Below are 18,451 nucleotides of genomic sequence, written 5' to 3' on the forward strand. Positions count from 1 at the left end.
CCAGTGCCAGTGCCAGTGCCAGTGCCAGTGCCAGTGCCAGTGCCAGTGCCAGTGCCAGTGCCAGTGCCAGTGCCAGTGCCAGTCTCGGTAGTTGTTAAAGTGGGTTTATTTTGCAGGGTGCTGACTTGCTGAGCATTAGTATCAGTTGTCATCGCTACCGTAAAATGAGGCTGATTATGCTCATTTGCGCTAAAGGTCAGCGGTTGTGCAATCGTGCTTAACTCGGGGCTTTTATCTGAAGTGGCATGAAAATGTGCTCCGGCTCTGAAACCTGAAGTTTGGATAGCGCTATGCGGACGTGTTCCTGTTGCTTGTTGAGCTTGGCTATCTTGTGATGCTGGAGGGGTAACTTGCTCGTCTTTACTGGGCTGGATAGCTGATGCTTGAGCTTGTACATTGTCATTATTTGAACGTGTGGATGCTAGAGGATCTTCGCTTGCGGTGGCTGCCTTGTTTGAGGGGCTAGTGTCTACATCTGCTATGGGAGTGGCGGCGCTCCAAGATTTATCGGCAACGAGATCTTTATTACCAATGCTTGTCGCTTTCTCGGTATCTCGAAGCTCTTTTGCTTTTAAGCGAGCAACATCTTTGTCGAGTTGTTTGGCTTTTAACTTCGATTTTTGATCGCGTTTTTTTTGCTGCGCGTGTTCGCTATCGGTGGCGTTATTAGGTGTTTTAGAGGCTGATGTGTGCTTATTCTCGTCATGACTCATTATTTACATCCTCTTTATCGCTCACCAAAAGCTTCGGTTACGTTAGTAAATACAGGCTTCCATAGATATTGAAATACCGTTTTGTCTCCAGTGACGATGTCTGCTTCACCAGTCATGCCAGGGATTAGATCAAACTGACCCGGTTTATCGGAAAAATAGGGTTTATCGATGGCAATTTGCACCTTGTAAAATACGCCGCCTTTTTCATCGGCATCGGTGCTCGGAGATATCCGTTTGACTATGCCATCAAGGGCGCCGTAGCGACTGTAGTCAAAGGCATCAATTTTGATCCGTACAGGTTGACCAACACGAACGAAGCCGATATCTCGCGGAGAGAGTTTAGCTTCCATTAAGCCGGTTTTGGTCATAGGTACAATTACGGCAACCGTTCCACCTGGTTGGATAACACTGCCAGATGACGTGGAGGGGATGGATTGAATAATGCCATCGACGGGGGCGGTCATGGTATTTTCAGAGACCAGAGATCCAGATGATTTTAAGCGGGCAATAATACCCAGCAGTTCAGCCTGAGCATCGGTACGTTTTTCCCCAACTTCTTTGAGCAAGGTTGCTTGTTTCTGTTTCAGTTGTTGCTCTAAATTGAGCAAGTTTTTGGCCAGCACTTGTTGCTTACTTTCCATGCTTTTTAGCTCACGGATATAGGCATCAAGTTTTTGCTGAGACTCTAAAATACGTAGCTTAGACACAGCTTGCACCTCGGTGACCGATTGCATCATCTTAAGTGTTTGCTCTGCGGTTTTAATCTGATCGCTTAACGGTGGAATTTCTGCTTGCAAGCCGTCAATTTCAGCTTGGGACTTAGCAATACCAGACTCAGAAAGTCTTTCTACCGCAATGCGCTCCTCATTCATACGCTTTAGTGAGGCGGTATGTAGCTTGACCAGTTGTGGATACTCAATGGCAAACTCAGTAAAGTCGGCGTCACGCTTATCGATAAAGGCATCGTAACGTTCAATTTTGAGTAGTAAATTAGCGCGTTTACTGGCGAGCTCCTCCTCTGCCGATTGACTGTCAATCGAGACAAAGGTGGCAAGTATATCGCCCTCTTTAACGACATCGCCTTCTTCGACTTCAACAGAAGCAATGGTGCCTCCTGTACGGCTTTGAATAACCTGTCTATGTCCTAGCGGTACCACTTGGCCTTTGGACTTAGAGATCTCTTCAACATGGGTAAAAATAGACCACAGCAGCATGATCAGGATAGAGCCTGTGATAAGCAAAATAATACGCTTGATCAGCTTTCGCTCCGCTGGCGCCTCAATCGCATCGGTAAACTCGTGCTCAGGCCAGACTCGATTTGCTAGTTGTCGATTATCCATTAGAGAGGTTCTCCTGAGATGACGCAGCGGGTGGTTGCTGAGGTGCTTGTTCTGGAATGGGGCCGGCGTAAACCACAGCACCTTTATCTAAAATTACGACTTTGTCGGCTTGCTGGATCAACTCTTGGTCATGACTGGTAAATAGCACCGTTGCCTGTCCTTTAAGTTCACTAAAGGTTTTGAGGAGTTGCGCCTTAGCTATAGGGTTACGGTTAGCAATGGGTTCGTCTAGTACGATAAATCTGGACTGCTTAAGTAAGGCGCGAGCCAGACTAATATAGCTACCTTCAACGGCAGAGAGAAGCGTGTGACCGCGATTAAATAGGTTGATGTTTAAGTCATTTCCAAGTGCATTGAGCAGTGAGTTTGCTCCTGCGTCTTTTAAGGCTTTAGTCAGCTCCGCATCTGTCGCTTCAGGTTTTGCTATGCGCAGGTTCTCGGCTAAGGTGCCAGGAAATAGGTCCGGTTCTGCAGGACAAAAAGCGGCCCACTGTCTAAAAGCTTCAGGATCATATTGCTTAAGATTCTTACTGTTGACTGTGACATAGCCAGCTTGGGCTTCAACAACACCGATCGCCGCCAATAGCATTGAGGTTTTACCGCAAGCATTTGGACCGATAATCGCAACGTTTTCTCCAGGCTCAATATCGACGGTAACACCGGCTAGGGATGGCTCTAAGTCTGCAGAATAGCGTAACGTTACATGTTGAAAGCTGATGCCGGGTGCTTGATGTGTATCGGGTGTATCGAGCCTAAGCTCGTTTTGTTCAGTGCTTGCTTGCATAAAACGATCAAACTGAGTAATTGCAGAGCCCATCATGGTGATTTTTTGGCTGGAGGAAAAAGCCAGTTGAGCCGGCCCCGTGATCCGCCAAATCAGCATGACGCAAGCGATGAGTGCTCCCGGACTGATGCTCTGGTTTAACACCAAGAAAATCCCTGTAAATACGGTGACTAACGCAGTAAGCAGGCTCATTGCATGAGCGACGGCGGCATTAAGGCCATTGCGTTTTGCGTATAAAAAGTTTTGTCGACAGTTCTCTTTGCATTGACGAGCAAATTTAGTATTCCAGCCGTCAGTTTCTCCACTGGTTTTTAATTGTAATAGGTTCTTTGCTAGCTCATTAATCGAGTTTTGATAATCACCACTAATCGTCGGTGAAGCCGATTGTGCATATCTATTAACAGCTTTCATTACGAGGTAAAAAAGCAATAGCATCACAATGGGGACGATGACTAACCAACCACTTAGTAGGGCGATGGTCACAAAGGCGATGAGGGTAAATGGCAGATCGACCAAGCCTGCGCCGCCGGGACCGGCTAACAAAGTTCGTACTTTTTCAGCGTTGCGCATTCTTGCCATATGATTGGAGATCCCCACTCGAGAGAGCACCATCAAAGGCATGCTGAGTAGTCGTCTAAAGGTCAGATCGGAAAGATCTCTGGCGAAACGGTTGCTGGTGGTGGCTAATACATTGGCGCGAGTTAATCGGCTGGCGACTAATATTCCCAATGCGAGCGCTGCGCCGAGTGCAATGCTGGGGAGTACATTGGGAGCTTGCCCACCAATGACTTTATCGTAAACCGCCATGGTAAACAGGGGAACAGCCAGGCCTGTCAGGCTTGAAAGCAAACTAAGCCAAAATACTGGACGATACCATTTAGCCCTTTTGCTCATGTGCGCGGCAAAGGCGCGAATATTTTGTTTACTGCTTGGCAGGTATTCGATAACAAACAGGTGTGCAGGTTTGGGGATGGCACTTTCTTGAATGCTTTGCCATTGATCTGTAGCGATATCGAAAGCTTCAAATAGCTCGTCACGGCGGCGAGCAATAAAGGCGGGCTCAGTTTCGGGTACCACAATAAATGGATGGATCGATTGAGCGATGGCTTGCTGGTGTAACTTGTACACTGAAAAGCCGATATGGTGCTTCTTGAGTAAGCCTGCTAACTGAGAGGTATCAATATCTTGGAACGTTTGGTCATTGATTAAGTTGGTCGCTTGAGCAAAAAGTCCAAGCTGTTGAAATAAACTGATGAGTATGGGTTTTAGCTCTGGCTTGTCAGGCTGCTTTTCAGAATGAACACTTACGGGATCTGTCGTCATCATATTCATCCTTGTGCCGGTGATGTTGTTGGCAGTATTTCACACTCGCCATTTGCGCTGACATTGACCCGCAAATCACTTTGACTGTTAAGGGTGTCAAAGTGAGAGGCGCACAATATGGTCATCTTGCCTTGGTACTGTTTAAGTACTGTCAGCAAGCGCACCTGTGAGTCGGTATCTAATGAGATCAATGGCTCATCGAGTAATAAAATAGAAGGTGACTGCACTAACGCTCTTACCAATGCAATGAGCTTAATCGCCCCCTTATTAAGCATTTGACTGTCATTCACGCCGACTTCGGTTTGGTAACCTGCGGGGAGTTTCGCGATACTCACCGTCAAACCTAAAGCTTCGGCTATCTCCATCGCTCTTGATTCTCGCTCCGGTCTAAACATGGTCATATTTTCTAGTAGGCTGCCTGCAAAAAGAGTGGGCCAGGGGGATACATAGGTGACTGATTGGCGATATTCGTTGGCGTTATGCTCTAGCTGTGCAATGCCTGCGATATAAATTGTTCCTTGCTCTAAATGGTGAAATGCGCCAACAACACTCAATAATAAACTGGCGTGGGTTAGTGGATCTGATGTGATAGTCACTAAGCTACCCGAAGGAATATTCAGGTTAAAGTTCGCGAGTTTTGCGCCTACTTGGTGACTTGCTGCAGCTTCAAAGGTAATCGGCCCAAGGGGGAGTTTTTGATGATACTGAGTGTGACCGTTAAAGGATTCTAGAGGTAGCTTGGCTAAATCATCGACATGAGACATGGCCGTTTTAGCTGATACGAGTCGAGATCGTAAACTGATGATTGCGCTAAGAGGAGCGATTGCGCGTCCAGCTAAAATTGAACAAGCGGCTAGGCCACCAGTCGTTAAATCTCCATCTAGCACTTCTAAGCAACCAATCAGTACGATTAATAAGGTCGTACCTTGGGATGCGCCTTGAATAAGTTCTTGTAGCTTGGATGAAAGCCAGTCGACCTGTTGTTGCAGTGCAAGACGGCGGTAATTGATCTCATTGTACGTTGTCGATAGTCGCGTCTCCATTGCTAAGGCTTTTGCCGTGGTTAACCCCGACAATACCAATATCAGCATACGAGAGCGTTCATTATCTGTTAGCGCTAACGCTTCAGTGACTCGGGTTAATTTTTGGCCTATCACTAGCACCAAGGCCCCAATAAGCGCCCAAACGATAATGGGAATAAACACGAGTGGGCCACCTATATAGGCGACGAGTGCTAAAAAGATCAGGACAAATGGAAAATCCATCAAGGCAACTAAGGCTTGGCCTGAATAGAGTTCACGAATGGCAGCAATGCTTGCCAGTCCATTAGAAACCTTACCCGCTCCGAGATTTTCCACATGATGGTAATCAGAACGCATCAGGGCGCTAACAAGGTTAGTGGTCGTTTTGAGCTCAAAGTTAGCCGCGGATGACGCCAACATCCAGCTACGAGCATAGCGTAGTAGTAACTCCAGCAAGATAGCGACAGCAACGGCAGAGACCAGCACACTTGCGGTGCCGTAGCCTTGATTCGGTAAAATACGGTCGTAGATTTGCAGCATGGTAAAGGGGAGGGCAAGTGAGAGCAAATTGATGAAGATTGAGGAAAGAAACAGTTCGGCCCAAGCCCGATTACTGTTTATTAAGCTTAAATTTTTTCTCATTTGCTGACCTCATCCTAGACGGAGTAAAACAGTGTTTAAATGATAGCCCACAAATGGGTGTTTACAGTAACTTAACTTAAATTTAACAGCATGGATATAGTCAAAAAGAAGCATTAGAAGAGTTTTCTTTATGGGTGCACAAGGGGGAGAGGCGGTTAACTAAAAGGCATAATGAAAAAGAGTCAGCCAGCGGATGTCGATAATGCTGGCTGACGAATCACCTTACTACTGGAGTCTCTGCAAGGTCAGTTGGCAGGATTATGGGTCGTTATTACTGATGATTATCCGTTGCTGTTAATGATATTTTGCGTGTTTTTGGCCTGCTTTAACTTTCATCGGATCTCCGTCATAGCCTAAGGCTTGCCAATCGAGTCTGCCTTGTTTGCTATGACAATCCTTACACTTGAGGGCATCCTCCTTAGGTGAAACCATATGGTTGATTGGCCACCACATCTCTGTGGCAGCAAAATCATATTCACCACTGTACTTAAGTCCTTTTTCGGCCATAGTTTGATTTTGCGCCATGCCCAGTTGAGCAGCTTTATCCCAGTCAAAAGTTTTCCAGTAGCCATCTTTACCAAAGACTTTTGGGGTGATGAAGATATTTAACTTCTTGTCGTAGATCTGTTTACCCGTATGTACTTTAAAAGGTGCGATTTTGGCTTTAGGATCCTTGATGTTGCCTAAAGGATGAGTCAGCTTAGTGACAGCGTTAGGCTGTATTTTATCGCCAGCCATATAAGCATCGGCTTTACCGTTATACCAGGCGTATTGAGGTATAACATTCTTAGCCCATACGAAGTCACCTTTCTTTTTCATGTAGTTGTGCTTGCCATATTCATCTCGGGTTTGTTCCCGGTCAGAGCCCGCGGTTGACCAGTCCCAACTCATTTTTGTTGGTTCGTTTTTAGCAAATTCAGGAATATGACAGGTTTGGCAGGCAACCGCTTGGCTGTGCTCATTAAGCTTGCTGTTTTCATGGGGCGTACTCTCGTGACAGTTTACGCAGCCGATTGGGTTATTACCTCCAGGTGAGACGCCCATGGCATTACCTGTTATTTGGTGATTGAGCGTGGCGTGACAGTCTTGGCACTGAAAGTCATTACCGTCAGTATCCATATGCACATCGGTACGTTTGTCTGGGTAAGACATAGAAGAATCAAGATCGCCGTGTTTGACGCCATCGCCCCCGCCACCATAGAAGTGGCAGGTTCCGCAGTTGTCTCGCACAGGTGTTCCTACATTTTGCGCCACCCGTTCAAGGTTGACTTTCTTTGAGACTTCACCCGCGCCAGCAGGGTCTTTGACGTAGGTGCCGGTGGTGTCGTGGCAGATAAGACAGTCGACCTTGGTCATATCGGTAAAGTCGAAGTTATTGTCTTTCCAGCCGTAACCCGCATGACAGCTTGTGCAGCGGGGCTCGTTACTGGAGATCGCAACACAGAAATTATTAATGGTATTTTTCTTGCCACGCTTTACGCTGCGCCCAGGAAGAGACTGCTCTAGTTCCCAGGTCCAGTGTGATGATTTCATAAAGTCTGCGGCATGATCTTCATGACATTCTATGCACTGAGTTGTAACGTCTGAACCCGTTGCAAATGGCCCTTGGATAAACTCACTATGGTCTTGGGCTGCCCAGGAGCTAGTGCAGTGTAGGAGTATAGTGAGCAGGCTGAGTGTGATAGCTATGGTTTTCATGACGAATCTCCATCCCCTCGGTAATTAGCCGAGGGGGAATCCATTTTTGTTAGAAGTTGACGGTGAGAGAGGCGTTAATATCAAAGGCGGTGTCGACGACGGGTAACATTGAGTAAGCCGTGCCTGCGATAACCTCATCGATATCTTGAGGTGCTCCCACAGGGGTGCCGCTACCCGTATATTCAAAGTCATAGTAGAGACCTGCAAGCTTGATAAACATACGTGGATTGATATCAAACATGTAATAGGCTTCGCCGACATGGCCACGAGTCGCTAGCTTACTGCCGATAGGGTCGTCTTGCGCTTGCGTGAATGGGGTCCAGTATTTAGACCCATAGTTATATTCGAGACCAAATTTTCCGTATGGGGCAGGGATCTGAATACCGACATAGGCACCGTAACCCTCTTTTGGACCACTGTCGTCAGCGGCACTTGGCATCATGATGATCTCAGTGCCATCGGCGTTAAGCTGAGCTTCAAAAACGGCATCACTTAACATGCCACCGAACATGCCTGCGTTGCCGTTACCATCAGCGCGTGTCCAACCACCAGAGATAAACCATTTCACGTCATTATCTTCTTCACGTGCAAAGCCGATCCCACCTAAGAACATATCGCCAATAACACCGCTGGGCTGTACTCGAGTTTCAAAGTTAAAGTTGCTGAACTTCTGCATATCTTGATACATAGTTGGCGCAAAAATGCCCGCTAGCTGAGTCGGGAAGGCCATGGTGCCTTTAAAGCCATCATTGACATCTTTGGCGCCAAAGAGGGTGAATTGAAGAAAGTTTTTGCCATCATTTATCGCATCAATATTAAAGCCACCTAAGTGAGTATCTTTGGTGACGATATCGCCAAACATTTCGCCATTACCCCACTGGGATTCAAAGCCTTGGCCATAACAGATACGCACAACTTGGCCATCGACTCCGGTCAATTCTCCGAGCTTGTATCCTAATGTGGCACCATCGAAGTTAAAGTTGACTAAGTGACCTGATGGCGTTCCGCCTCGTTGCTCATTTTCACGATATTGGGTTGGGGGGCCATAGGTTGAAGGCCGACGTCCAATGGAGAGATAGAATGGTGAACCGTTGATGTTCTTCCAGTCGAAATAAGCGCGCTCGACTCTTAGCCAGTCGCCACTGGTGTTACCGCTGCTGGTGCCATCCATGGTAAATGAGCGCCAAGAATCGAATACTTGCACTCCGGTAGAGTCGCCCCAGTTTTTATACATAGAGAGCCGGCCCGCAAAACTGACGTTGTCCCAGACTTTGGCTTTTAAATTGAGGCGTAACCTTGTGGTGTAAAAAATATCGTTATCGATATCTTGAGTGGTTTTTTGAGCTAAAACATAAGGCATGATCCCCTGAAGCTGACCACTTTGGAATGCCGCCGCTAAATTCGGATCTGCTGCCATCATCTTGCCTAAAGGTGAGCTTGGATCATTTGGCATGCCAAATACGCCGGACATCGCTTTGGCACCAAAGTCACTAAAATTGACCTTTATTGCAGGGTTCCAGGTCACGTTTTGATAGTGAAGTGAGTGAGCTTTGGTACGAAAGTCGCCAGTGATCAAAATTCTGTCGAGGGCGGAGTGGCGCTCATTGTTATCGACGCGATCATTGAGATCGTCAATCTCGCTGGTGATGTCCTCTAGCTGTTGCTTTAGATCTGAAATTTTTTGAGCGTCGTTTTCATTGGCATATACACTGCCAGATAAGGCGATAGCATTGGCAACGAGTAGTGATATAAGGGTACGCATAACATCTCTCCTTTCGAGGTTTGACTTATCTTGCTGTTGTCTTGTCTCGATTGATGTTGAGGGGCAACCTGGACTTGGCTGATTTTTGGCAGCACGAGGCCCTGAGGCTTTCCCCATTTTTAATTTATCTGTTGGTTACTCTGAGAATCTAAGAATGGTGGTAAGTCGGCTTACCGCGTCTTAGCCACAGGTTTGCGGTTGATCTGAGTCAGCCGCATGGTCATAAAGGAACTGTTGAATATCTTTTAAGTCCTTTTCAGATAGCGCATTAAAGGCTTCTTGATCACCTTTGTGCTTCATACGTTTAAAGAAGCGATCCCACTGGCTCATGGTTTTTGTCATTGGAGTGATCTCTCCCCCCACATCACCTTTGCTATGGCAGGCTTTACACTCTTTTTTATAAAGGTGCTTACCCTTTTTAGGGTTACCGCCGTCTGCAGCCTGGGCTTGAAGCCCCAAAGACAGCGCAAGGACAAGGCCTATTCCGATTTTTGAGATTGTTTTCATCATCAATTCCTTACTTTTTTATAGGTTTGATGCCGTCCTTTGCGTGGTTAATTAAATGCTTTAAAAATGCTTCCGTGTTGTTACTAAATTTAGCGGGTGTTGTTGGGTTAAATATTGAGCTTGATCATGTTCATGATAAAAATCTAATTGATAAAAAGATCATTGAATAAAATCTAATGGAGGTTGGCGTGTGTGTGCTTGCTTTTGTTTTTAAAGGATTTTATGGTTTTGAGTGTGATTTTGATTATCTGTTTTTGTCTTGCGGAGTGTTTTTGGTGCGAGGTCTGTGTCACGTTTTTGGGTTTTAGCTATCCCTAAAGTGATAACTAGGTTGACTTGCTGTTAATAAAAAGCCCTAGCAGAAAGACTGGAAGGGCATTAACTTGTGTGAGGGAAGATTAAGGCTGTTGACGCGTAGGTGCTAATACGATTTCACGCACACATACATTTTGTGGTTGCTCGAAGGCGAACACGGCTGCATCAGCAACCGCTGTTGGCTCAATCACTCCGCCCATGAACTCTTTCCACTCGTTGTAACCCGCTTTGATCTCTTCGCTGGTGGTGTGGCTTAATAATTCGGTTTCAACTGCCCCAGGCGCAATCGTCACCATACGCACATCATCTAAGGCGACTTCTTCACGGATATTTTCTGTGAGTGCATGTACAGCAAACTTAGTGGCACAGTATGCCGCATGGTTCGGGAATGTTTTGCGGCCTGCTATTGAGCTCACGTTGATGATGGTGCCTGTTTTGCGCGCTTTCATATCGGCAAGAACCGCGTGAATACCATTGAGTACACCCATCACGTTGATGTTAAGCATACGGCTCCATTCGGCAGGATCTTGAACATCCGCTGCGCCCAGTAGCATGACTCCAGCGTTATTGATTAAGCAACCTACAGGGCCAAACTTGGCTTCGACTGCAGCAATAGCGCTTTTCATTGCATCTGCATCAGTTACGTCAACACTGACGCATAAGCTATTTTCAAGTGCCAGAGCTTGCATAGGTTCAATGCGGCGTGCCAGTAAAAGCAGTGGGTGACCCTTAGCGCTAAAGGCTCTAGCCATTGCCGCACCAATACCAGAAGATGCACCTGTAATAACGATTAATTGTTTCATATCAGCCTCAATAAGGGGGTAGGATCTCGATTGATGAGTATTTTATATAAACCAATATTGTTGATATATAATCTATAGAGAATATGATTGTTTACATATGACTTCTAATGCTCGTCAACATACCGAGATAAAATGGATTGCCGTTCATGTATCAAGACCTAAATTTAGCAGATGTTCGCGCCTTTACCGTGATTGCAGAGAAAGGCAGTTTTACCCTTGCGGCTGAAAAGCTAGGTTGCTCTCGTTCTCACCTTTCAAAGCAGTTAACGCAATTAGAACGCTACCTGGGAGTGACCCTAATTACTCGCACAACAAGGGCGCAGCGATTAACAGAGCAGGGCAGCTTTTTTTATGAGCGCTGCCAACATGCCTTAGATGTTATGGAGCAAGCCGTCGCCAAGACGGTTGATAACGCCCATAACTTGCAGGGAAAAATCAATATTAACTGCGTTGGTGGTTATATCGGTGAAGAGATCGTCAACCAACTGGTGAACGACTTTATGAGCCAACATCCGAACATTCAGATCCATCTTGATTTTAGTAGCCAGCGAGTAGACTTAGTGCTTGATGAGTTTGATTTGGTCTTCAGAATGGGAGAGCTTGAAGACTCAGGCTTGGTGGCGAGAAAGTTGATGGACATTGCCAATTGTACACTGGCATCGCCGGCTTATATTGCTAAGCGCGGTCGTCCTCAACATCCAAAAGAGTTGAAGAGCCATGCCTGTATTACCGGGTCGGTATACCACTGGAATTATCACTCTCGTAGCGATAAAAACCAAAAGGCAGAGGTCACGATTGCTGGCACTTTCTTATGTAAAAATGGCCGCGTGATGAAAAGTAGTGCGTTGGCAGGAAATGGTATTGTCAGATTACCTGAAATTTACTGTAGCACGGAGTTAGATAGCGGTGAATTAGTGCATGTATTTGAAGATTGGACCATATCGGATACACCGCTTTATCTGCTTTATAACAAAGATCAGTTTCAACCAGCTCGATTAAGGCAGTTTATTGATTTCACTACACAGCACTTTATGGAATATGTGGCGTTGCCAAAAAATTGAATTGAAATAAGGTTGAGCCCCCTTTAATCGGTTTGTTACTGATGATTGGGGTGGCAAACATTTTGCTATATAAATGTTTATTTAAAGTTAAATTTGTCATCCATTTTAGTCGATTTTGTCTTAGAATATCTTAAGAACAAAAATAACCTTTTTTCGATTTGAGTCGTATTGCTGCTTAGAGCGTTAAGGACATTAAAAGGTGGAATGGATGAACCTAAAGAAAATAGCACTAGCTTGTGCCTTGTTACATTGCTTTTCAGCCTATGCAGGGCAAGAATATTATGAGGCTCGAAGCGATGCTATGGGGGGAGCGGGCGTTGCAGCTTCAAATAAAGAGGGGGCGGCTTTTGTTAATCCTGCCTTACTCGCGATTAATGCGCATAAAGACAATTCTGCAGTACTGCTGATGCCTGTTCTTGGAATCGATATGGCTGATAGCGATGACATGATAGATAAGTTTGATTCGCTGATTGACGCATACGATGGCTTAGCTGATGCGATTGATACGGGCAATAGTGGTGATATTAATCAATTTCGTGATGATTTAGTAGCTGATTTAGAGTCGTTAAAGGGCACTTCAACCTATGCGAGTGCAGGGCTTGGTTTCAGCGTGGCCATTCCACATCAAAGAATGCCGATGGCAATCTTCTATAAGACTTATGTCAACGCCGTCGGCGTTGCTAATATCGCGCAGTCAGATATCAATACCCTCAATAATTTAGATCCTAATAATCCACCACAAATTTCTGATTTAGACTCTCAAGGGCAAGTAGTAGGCGGCGCAGTATCAGATTTAGGTATTGCATTGAGTTTTCCACTTTCTATCGTCAATATGCCGATTGCAGTGGGTATATCGCCAAAGTTTCAGCGCGTTGACACCTATAACTATATTGCCAATGCGAATAACTTTGATGCCAGTGATTTTGACGACGTTAAGTACCGTAATGATGAGACTAACTTTAACCTCGATATCGGTGTCGCCTTGCAACCATTTGAAGGGCTGACGCTAGGTCTGTCGGGGAGAAACTTGATTAGCCAAGATGTGGATACCATAGAAGTTGAAGGGCAAAAGTTTACCTACCGCGTAGAGCCCTTAGTAACCGCTGGAGTGGCTTATGACTGGAGTATTTTATCGGTAACCACAGATATCGATCTGATTGAAAATAAGAAGTTTAAAGAGCTCGATGGTACTCAATATTGGCGCTTAGGGGGGGAAGTTAGAGCCTTTGATTGGATGTCGCTACGAGTGGGTTATCGCCATGATATGAAAGACTCTACAGCTAATCTCTATTCATTGGGTTCAGGCTTTGCCTTCGGTGATTCTTTTTTCTTAGACTTCACCGGTATGTTTGGTGATGACAATGCGGTAGGAGGCGTGCTGCAAACCTCCTACCATTTCTAACGAGTAACGTTAACCCATTAACTCTATCGTTGATTTAATGGTTAGGATAAGCGCACTGCCGCCACATAAAGCCAGAGTTAACGCTCTGGTTTTTTGTTTGTCGACTCGTCCTACTAATCGCCCTGCCACGATATATCCCAAAATCACAGAGGGTAATAGCATTAAAGAGATATAAAAGTGATGCAAGGTCAGCAAGCCTGCAAATGCCAAAATGATCAAAGCAATCATCGAGCTAAAGATAAAAAAGGCCGATAGAGCGGCGCGAAATTGGCCTGCATCTTTACCTGAAAGCAAGATGGCCAGTGGCGGACCGCCAATTGCGGCTATGTTGCCAAAAATACCGGATAAAATGCCTGCGATAAATAAGCTAAATCGATTCACTGGAATACTAAACTTCATCAAGCTTAAACCAACCGCCAATGCCACAATCGCGGCTATCGCCAGACCTAAAATCGGTTGCGGCGCAATTAAAATCAACGTCGCGCCGAGTATGCCGCCAGGAATACGACCTAAGAGTGCATATTGCAGGCCATTAAACTCAAGCTGACCTCGCTCTCTAAATAGGGTCAGCAGTGCAATAGAGAATCCCATCATGATAACAGGTGCAGGTACTAGGCTCGGATCGACGATATACAGCAAGGGGCTTGCAACGACGGCTAGGCCAAAGCCGATAAGACTTTGGGTTAGTGCGCCACAAAAGATAATCAGTGAGGCAAGTAGTAATGTAATGGGTTCGATCATCTGTTTATCCAGCCAAGACGGCTTATATGGGAACGAATATAGGTTGGCCTATCAGTGACGATGGCGTGAATCGATTTACAGGCAAACTATCAGTCTGCTACACGTTTATAGTGGTATAGAAGCAGATAAGGACTGCTAAGCAGTCCTTATCTGGAGATCATGTTTGTCGATAATCAATGAAGATTATTCAAGTTCTTCCCACTCAATGCCCATTTCATCCATTAGACGTTTAACCTCTGCAGGCATGCTGTCGGGTTTATCTTTAGTTAGATCGGCATCGTTTGGCAGTGGCTGGCCTGTGTATGCATGCAGGAATGCTTCGCACAACAGTTCACTGTTTGTGGCGTGACGCAAGTTATTCACCTGGCGGCGTGTGCGTTCATCGGTAAGTACTTTAAGTACTTTCAAAGGAATGGACACAGTAATTTTTTTCACTTGTTCATTCTTTTTGCCGTGTTCAGCATATGGGCTGATATAATCGCCATTCCACTCAGTCATTGACTCACCTGTAATTTCAAAATTCGGGGCAGATTTTAACCCTTTAAATTGTGCAGTCAAATTATTGCCTCTTATTTATGATAAATGCAAATAGATTTCTATATGCATGGACGTCTAAACGTCTAAAGTGGTTGACGAGGAGGATGTGCTTAGGTACATTTAGACGTCCAGACATCTCTAATAAGAAAATCAGTAACTAAGGAGTAGTACATGACCGAGCGTAAACTTGCCACCGCGGCAGTGCGTCAAGGCATTGAGTCCGATAGCCAACATGGCGCTGTTGTACCGCCAATATACCTGTCAACTAACTACTCTTTTGATGGTCATAAAAATCCAAGAGACTTCGATTATAGCCGCTCGGGTAACCCAACTCGCTCCATTCTTGGCGATGCGATTGCCGAACTTGAAAAAGGTGCGACGGGAGTGGTGACTTGCACTGGTATGGCGGCAATCACCTTGGCGACAAATCTACTCGGGCCAGATGATTTACTTGTCGTGCCACATGACTGTTATGGCGGCAGTTACCGTTTATTTACTAACCTTGCCAAGAAAGGTCAGTTTAAGTTGCTAGTAGTGGATCAGACTGACTCACAGGCACTTAATCAGGCGATAGCGCAAAAACCTAAGATGGTATGGTTAGAAACACCGTCGAACCCCTTACTTCGCGTGGTCGATATTGAAGCTATCAGTTCGGCTAGCCATGAAGTCGGCGCGTTAGTCGTCGTCGATAACACTTTTCTGTCACCTATTTTGCAACAGCCGTTATTACTTGGCGCCGATATCGTGATCCATTCTACGACAAAATATATTAATGGTCATAGTGATGTGGTGGGCGGCGCTGTTGTGGCTAAAGATCCTGAAGTCGGAGAGTTGCTGCATTGGTGGTCAAATACATTAGGGCTAACGGGTTCAGCATTTGATAGTTATCTCACTTTGCGCGGAATTCGCACACTTGCAGTACGAATTCGCGAACATCAGGCGAATGCGCAACGAATTCTTGATACCCTAGTCAATCATAAAGCTGTATCCAAAATTTATTACCCAGGGCTTAAAGATCACCCGGGGCATGAGATTGCGGCCAAGCAGCAAAAAGGTTTTGGCGCCATGTTGAGCTTTGAGCTCCAAGGTGGGGAGCCCCAGTTGGTGGAGTTCTTAAAAAATCTTAATTATTTTTCAGTTGCAGAAAGTCTTGGCGGCGTTGAAAGTTTAGTGGCCGTTCCTGCGACCATGACACATAGGGCGATGGAGCCAGAGGCTCGCGCTGAAGCTGGCGTAAAAGATACGCTTATCCGTCTTTCTGTTGGTATCGAAGATGCTGACGATCTTGTTGCCGATATTGAAGCTGCGCTTAATGCTGCAGCCGCTTGTTAATTAAAGGGGTATACGATGGCACGCTGTCACTTACATAAATTTGGTGGCTCAAGTCTAGCGGATGCAGACTGTTACCGTCGCGTTGCTCATATTTTGCTGACGCATGGCCACAGCGACGATTTAGTTGTGGTGTCAGCTGCCGGTAAAAGTACTAATTTCCTGTATAAGTTGCTCGAATTAAGTAGCACTAAACAGTTGTGGCAAGAAGAGCTGCAGACACTCATTAGCTTCCAGCAAAATTTGATTGAGCAATTGCTCTCAAATGAGCAGGCACGTTCTTTAAGAGAGCGTTTATCTACCGATAAATCTCAGCTGATCAGTCTATTGTCGATAGAGTCAATTAATGACTATCAGAGCAGCCAGGTAGTCAGCTTTGGTGAGCGTTGGTCAGCGCGCCTATTAGCTGCATTGCTGCGCGAGTCAGGGGTTGCGGCGTCGGATGTCGATGCTCGCACCTTACTGATTGCTGATGAGGGCGCAGTGCCGCAAATTCGCTTGCAAGAGTCTCGCGAGCGTGTGCATCTGATGACCGAAGCACACCCAAATGAGCGGCTAATTATTACGGGGTTTATCTGCGCTAATGAGCGTGGTGATACCTTACTGTTAGGGCGTAATGGCTCTGATTTTAGTGCCACCTTGATTGCTAGCTTAGCGGATATTGAGCGGGTCACGATTTGGACCGACGTTGAAGGGGTATTTAACGCCGATCCGAATAAGATCAACGATGCAAAGTTGCTGAGTAGTCTTTCACTTGCTGAGGCAAACCGTTTAGCCCATTTAGGCTCACCGGTACTGCATAATCGTACTTTGCAGCCACTATTTGATACCCAAGTGAGTCTGGCTGTGCGTTCAAGTTACGCCTCCCACACAGACTTTACCTTGATTGCACCTAAGAGTTCTTCGGCAAGTGCGCCAGTGGTGACAAACTTAAGTAGCGTTGCCTCGTTTAATCTTGAGCTGAAGAGCGATTTTAAACAGTTTATCGCCTTGCTTGAAGAAACAGGCTTGAGCCCACTTGCTCATTGGGAGCTTGGGCAAAACCGAATTGAGTTGACCGTAACGCTTGAAAACCAGAAGCAAGTGTTAGCTTTGCTTGATGTTAATCGTGAAGCATTAGCTGTGAGTAATATTAAGATCACCGAAGACTTAGGCCTAGTTGCGTTAGTCAGCGCCGATGCAAACCTTTACCGTCGTGGATTTGCCAGATTATTGAGCCGTAACGCCAGACCACTATTTAACGATGGCATGAGTCTCGTGACATTAGTGCCGCAAGGGCAAGTTAACCTGCTAACGCAAAAAGTTCATCGTCGCTGCGCCGGTCCACGTAAGCGCATTGGTGTGCTATTGCTAGGGGTGGGCAATATTGGTGAAGCTTGGGTCGATCTGTTTAGCAATGCCCAGGCGGCGCTTAATAAAGAGTTAGAAGCCAGTGTTGAGCTTGTTGGTTTAGTGAGCTCACGCAAGGCACTAATTAGCGATGAAGGTATTGAGCTTGATACTTGGAAACAGGTTTTTGAAGAGCATGCGACGCCTTGGCAATATAGTCACTTATTTGATGAGGTACATGAGCTGGAGTGTGATGAAGTTATTGCGCTCGATATTAGTGCCAGCGCTGATTTAACTCTGCAATATCCAGAGTTTTTTGCCCGCGGAATACATGTTGTAAGTGCTAATAAACTTGCAGGATCAGGTCCATTACCTTTTTACCGAGAGCTTAAGCAGCAACTGGATAATCGTCGCCTGTTTTGGCGTTATAACGCCAGTTGTGGTGCAGGTTTACCTGTGCAACATGCCTTAAACGATCTGCATAATAGTGGTGACAGCATAGAGGCGGTTGGTGGGATCTTCTCTGGCACACTTTGTTGGTTATTTGAAAACTTTGATGCGAAGAAACCTTTCTCGGAATTGGTTATTGAGGCGAGGGGCTTAGGGATCACTGAACCAGACCCTAGGGATGATTTATCTGGCCGTGATATGCAACGTAAACTACTGATCTTAGCCCGTGAAATAGGCTTTGAGATTGAGCTAGAAGATATCGAACTTAAGTCTTTGGTACCTGCTAACTTGGCTGAATTGCCGCTAGAGCAGTTTTTGTCGCGAATTTGCGAGTTAGATGAAGATATGCAGCAACAGTTTGAGGCTGCAGCAGAGCAAGATAAAGTTCTGAGATATGTGGCTTCTTTAGATAAGGTGGATGGCAAGCTAAAGGCTGAGGTGAGCTTACAATGGGTTGATAATAGTCACCCTTACGCTAACCTAACACCAGGCGATAACGTGTTCGTGATCCGTAGCGAGTTCTACCAAGATAACCCATTGATAATTCGTGGGCCGGGTGCGGGTCGCTTAGTCACAGCTGCTGCCGTGCAGTCGGACCTAGCGCATATTTGCAGAGATTTGCTGCAAGAATAATGTTCACATTTTTGCTGTTACAAAGGACTCGTTTGAGTCCTTTTTTATTTTCAGCTCTAA

At 45.8% G+C, this 18,451-nt stretch carries 14 protein-coding genes; 4 read left to right on the plus strand and 10 right to left on the minus strand.

Features of this window, described 5'->3' with window-relative positions; all coding sequences use genetic code 11:
• From ACVBIO_RS09995 to ACVBIO_RS10030, 8 genes are all read right to left on the minus strand, one after another.
• A partial coding sequence (locus ACVBIO_RS09995; protein ID WP_447161469.1) for a hypothetical protein occupies nucleotides 1-713 on the minus strand: 713 nt, incomplete at its 3' end.
• A 14-nt stretch (nucleotides 714-727) separates the two neighbouring features.
• A complete protein-coding gene (locus ACVBIO_RS10000) occupies nucleotides 728-2,053 on the minus strand; it encodes an HlyD family type I secretion periplasmic adaptor subunit (protein WP_447167182.1) in 1,326 nt (441 codons plus the stop codon).
• Nucleotides 2,046-4,163 (minus strand): peptidase domain-containing ABC transporter, encoded by a 2,118-nt coding sequence (locus ACVBIO_RS10005; RefSeq protein ID WP_447172503.1) that lies wholly within the window; start codon nucleotides 4,161-4,163, stop codon nucleotides 2,046-2,048. The genes ACVBIO_RS10000 and ACVBIO_RS10005 overlap by 8 nt, the downstream gene beginning before the upstream one ends.
• Nucleotides 4,164-4,165: 2 nt before the next feature.
• Nucleotides 4,166-5,824, minus strand: a complete 1,659-nt coding sequence (locus tag ACVBIO_RS10010) for an ABC transporter transmembrane domain-containing protein (protein WP_447161472.1) — start codon at nucleotides 5,822-5,824, stop codon at nucleotides 4,166-4,168.
• Between the two features lie 294 nt (nucleotides 5,825-6,118).
• Nucleotides 6,119-7,522 carry a tetrathionate reductase family octaheme c-type cytochrome gene (locus ACVBIO_RS10015; RefSeq protein WP_447172504.1) on the minus strand — a complete coding sequence of 468 codons (1,404 nt, stop codon included), beginning with the start codon at nucleotides 7,520-7,522 and terminating at the stop codon, nucleotides 6,119-6,121.
• Nucleotides 7,523-7,571: 49 nt separating this feature from the next.
• Nucleotides 7,572-9,284: a DUF3373 domain-containing protein gene (locus ACVBIO_RS10020; RefSeq protein WP_447172505.1), complete on the minus strand. Its 1,713-nt coding sequence runs from the start codon at nucleotides 9,282-9,284 to the stop codon at nucleotides 7,572-7,574.
• 180 nt (nucleotides 9,285-9,464) lie between these two features.
• Nucleotides 9,465-9,794, minus strand: a complete 330-nt coding sequence (locus ACVBIO_RS10025) for a c-type cytochrome (protein ID WP_447172506.1) — start codon at nucleotides 9,792-9,794, stop codon at nucleotides 9,465-9,467.
• Nucleotides 9,795-10,189: 395 nt separating this feature from the next.
• Nucleotides 10,190-10,909, minus strand: coding sequence for an SDR family oxidoreductase (locus tag ACVBIO_RS10030; protein WP_447172507.1), 720 nt, complete (start codon nucleotides 10,907-10,909; stop codon nucleotides 10,190-10,192).
• A gap of 146 nt (nucleotides 10,910-11,055) precedes the next feature.
• Between ACVBIO_RS10030 and ACVBIO_RS10035 the strand changes: the two genes are divergently transcribed.
• The gene (locus ACVBIO_RS10035) at nucleotides 11,056-11,970 is read left to right on the plus strand and encodes a LysR family transcriptional regulator (protein WP_447170172.1); all 915 of its coding nucleotides are present in this window, start codon (nucleotides 11,056-11,058) and stop codon (nucleotides 11,968-11,970) included.
• A gap of 208 nt (nucleotides 11,971-12,178) precedes the next feature.
• Nucleotides 12,179-13,372, plus strand: coding sequence for a conjugal transfer protein TraF (locus ACVBIO_RS10040; RefSeq protein ID WP_447172508.1), 1,194 nt, complete (start codon nucleotides 12,179-12,181; stop codon nucleotides 13,370-13,372).
• Nucleotides 13,373-13,381: 9 nt separating this feature from the next.
• Here the strand turns inward: ACVBIO_RS10040 and ACVBIO_RS10045 are convergent, their stop codons facing one another.
• Nucleotides 13,382-14,113, minus strand: coding sequence for a sulfite exporter TauE/SafE family protein (locus ACVBIO_RS10045; RefSeq protein ID WP_447161479.1), 732 nt, complete (start codon nucleotides 14,111-14,113; stop codon nucleotides 13,382-13,384).
• 183 nt (nucleotides 14,114-14,296) lie between these two features.
• Nucleotides 14,297-14,611, minus strand: coding sequence for a met regulon transcriptional regulator MetJ (gene metJ / locus ACVBIO_RS10050; RefSeq protein WP_012153825.1), 315 nt, complete (start codon nucleotides 14,609-14,611; stop codon nucleotides 14,297-14,299).
• 210 nt (nucleotides 14,612-14,821) lie between these two features.
• Between metJ and metB the strand changes: the two genes are divergently transcribed.
• A complete protein-coding gene (gene metB / locus ACVBIO_RS10055; RefSeq protein ID WP_447161480.1) occupies nucleotides 14,822-15,982 on the plus strand; it encodes a cystathionine gamma-synthase in 1,161 nt (386 codons plus the stop codon).
• Nucleotides 15,983-15,997: 15 nt separating this feature from the next.
• A complete protein-coding gene (locus tag ACVBIO_RS10060; RefSeq protein WP_447172509.1) occupies nucleotides 15,998-18,391 on the plus strand; it encodes a bifunctional aspartate kinase/homoserine dehydrogenase II in 2,394 nt (797 codons plus the stop codon).
• Nucleotides 18,392-18,451 lie beyond the last annotated feature (60 nt).

Source organism: Shewanella sp. 0m-8 (assembly GCF_052977265.1).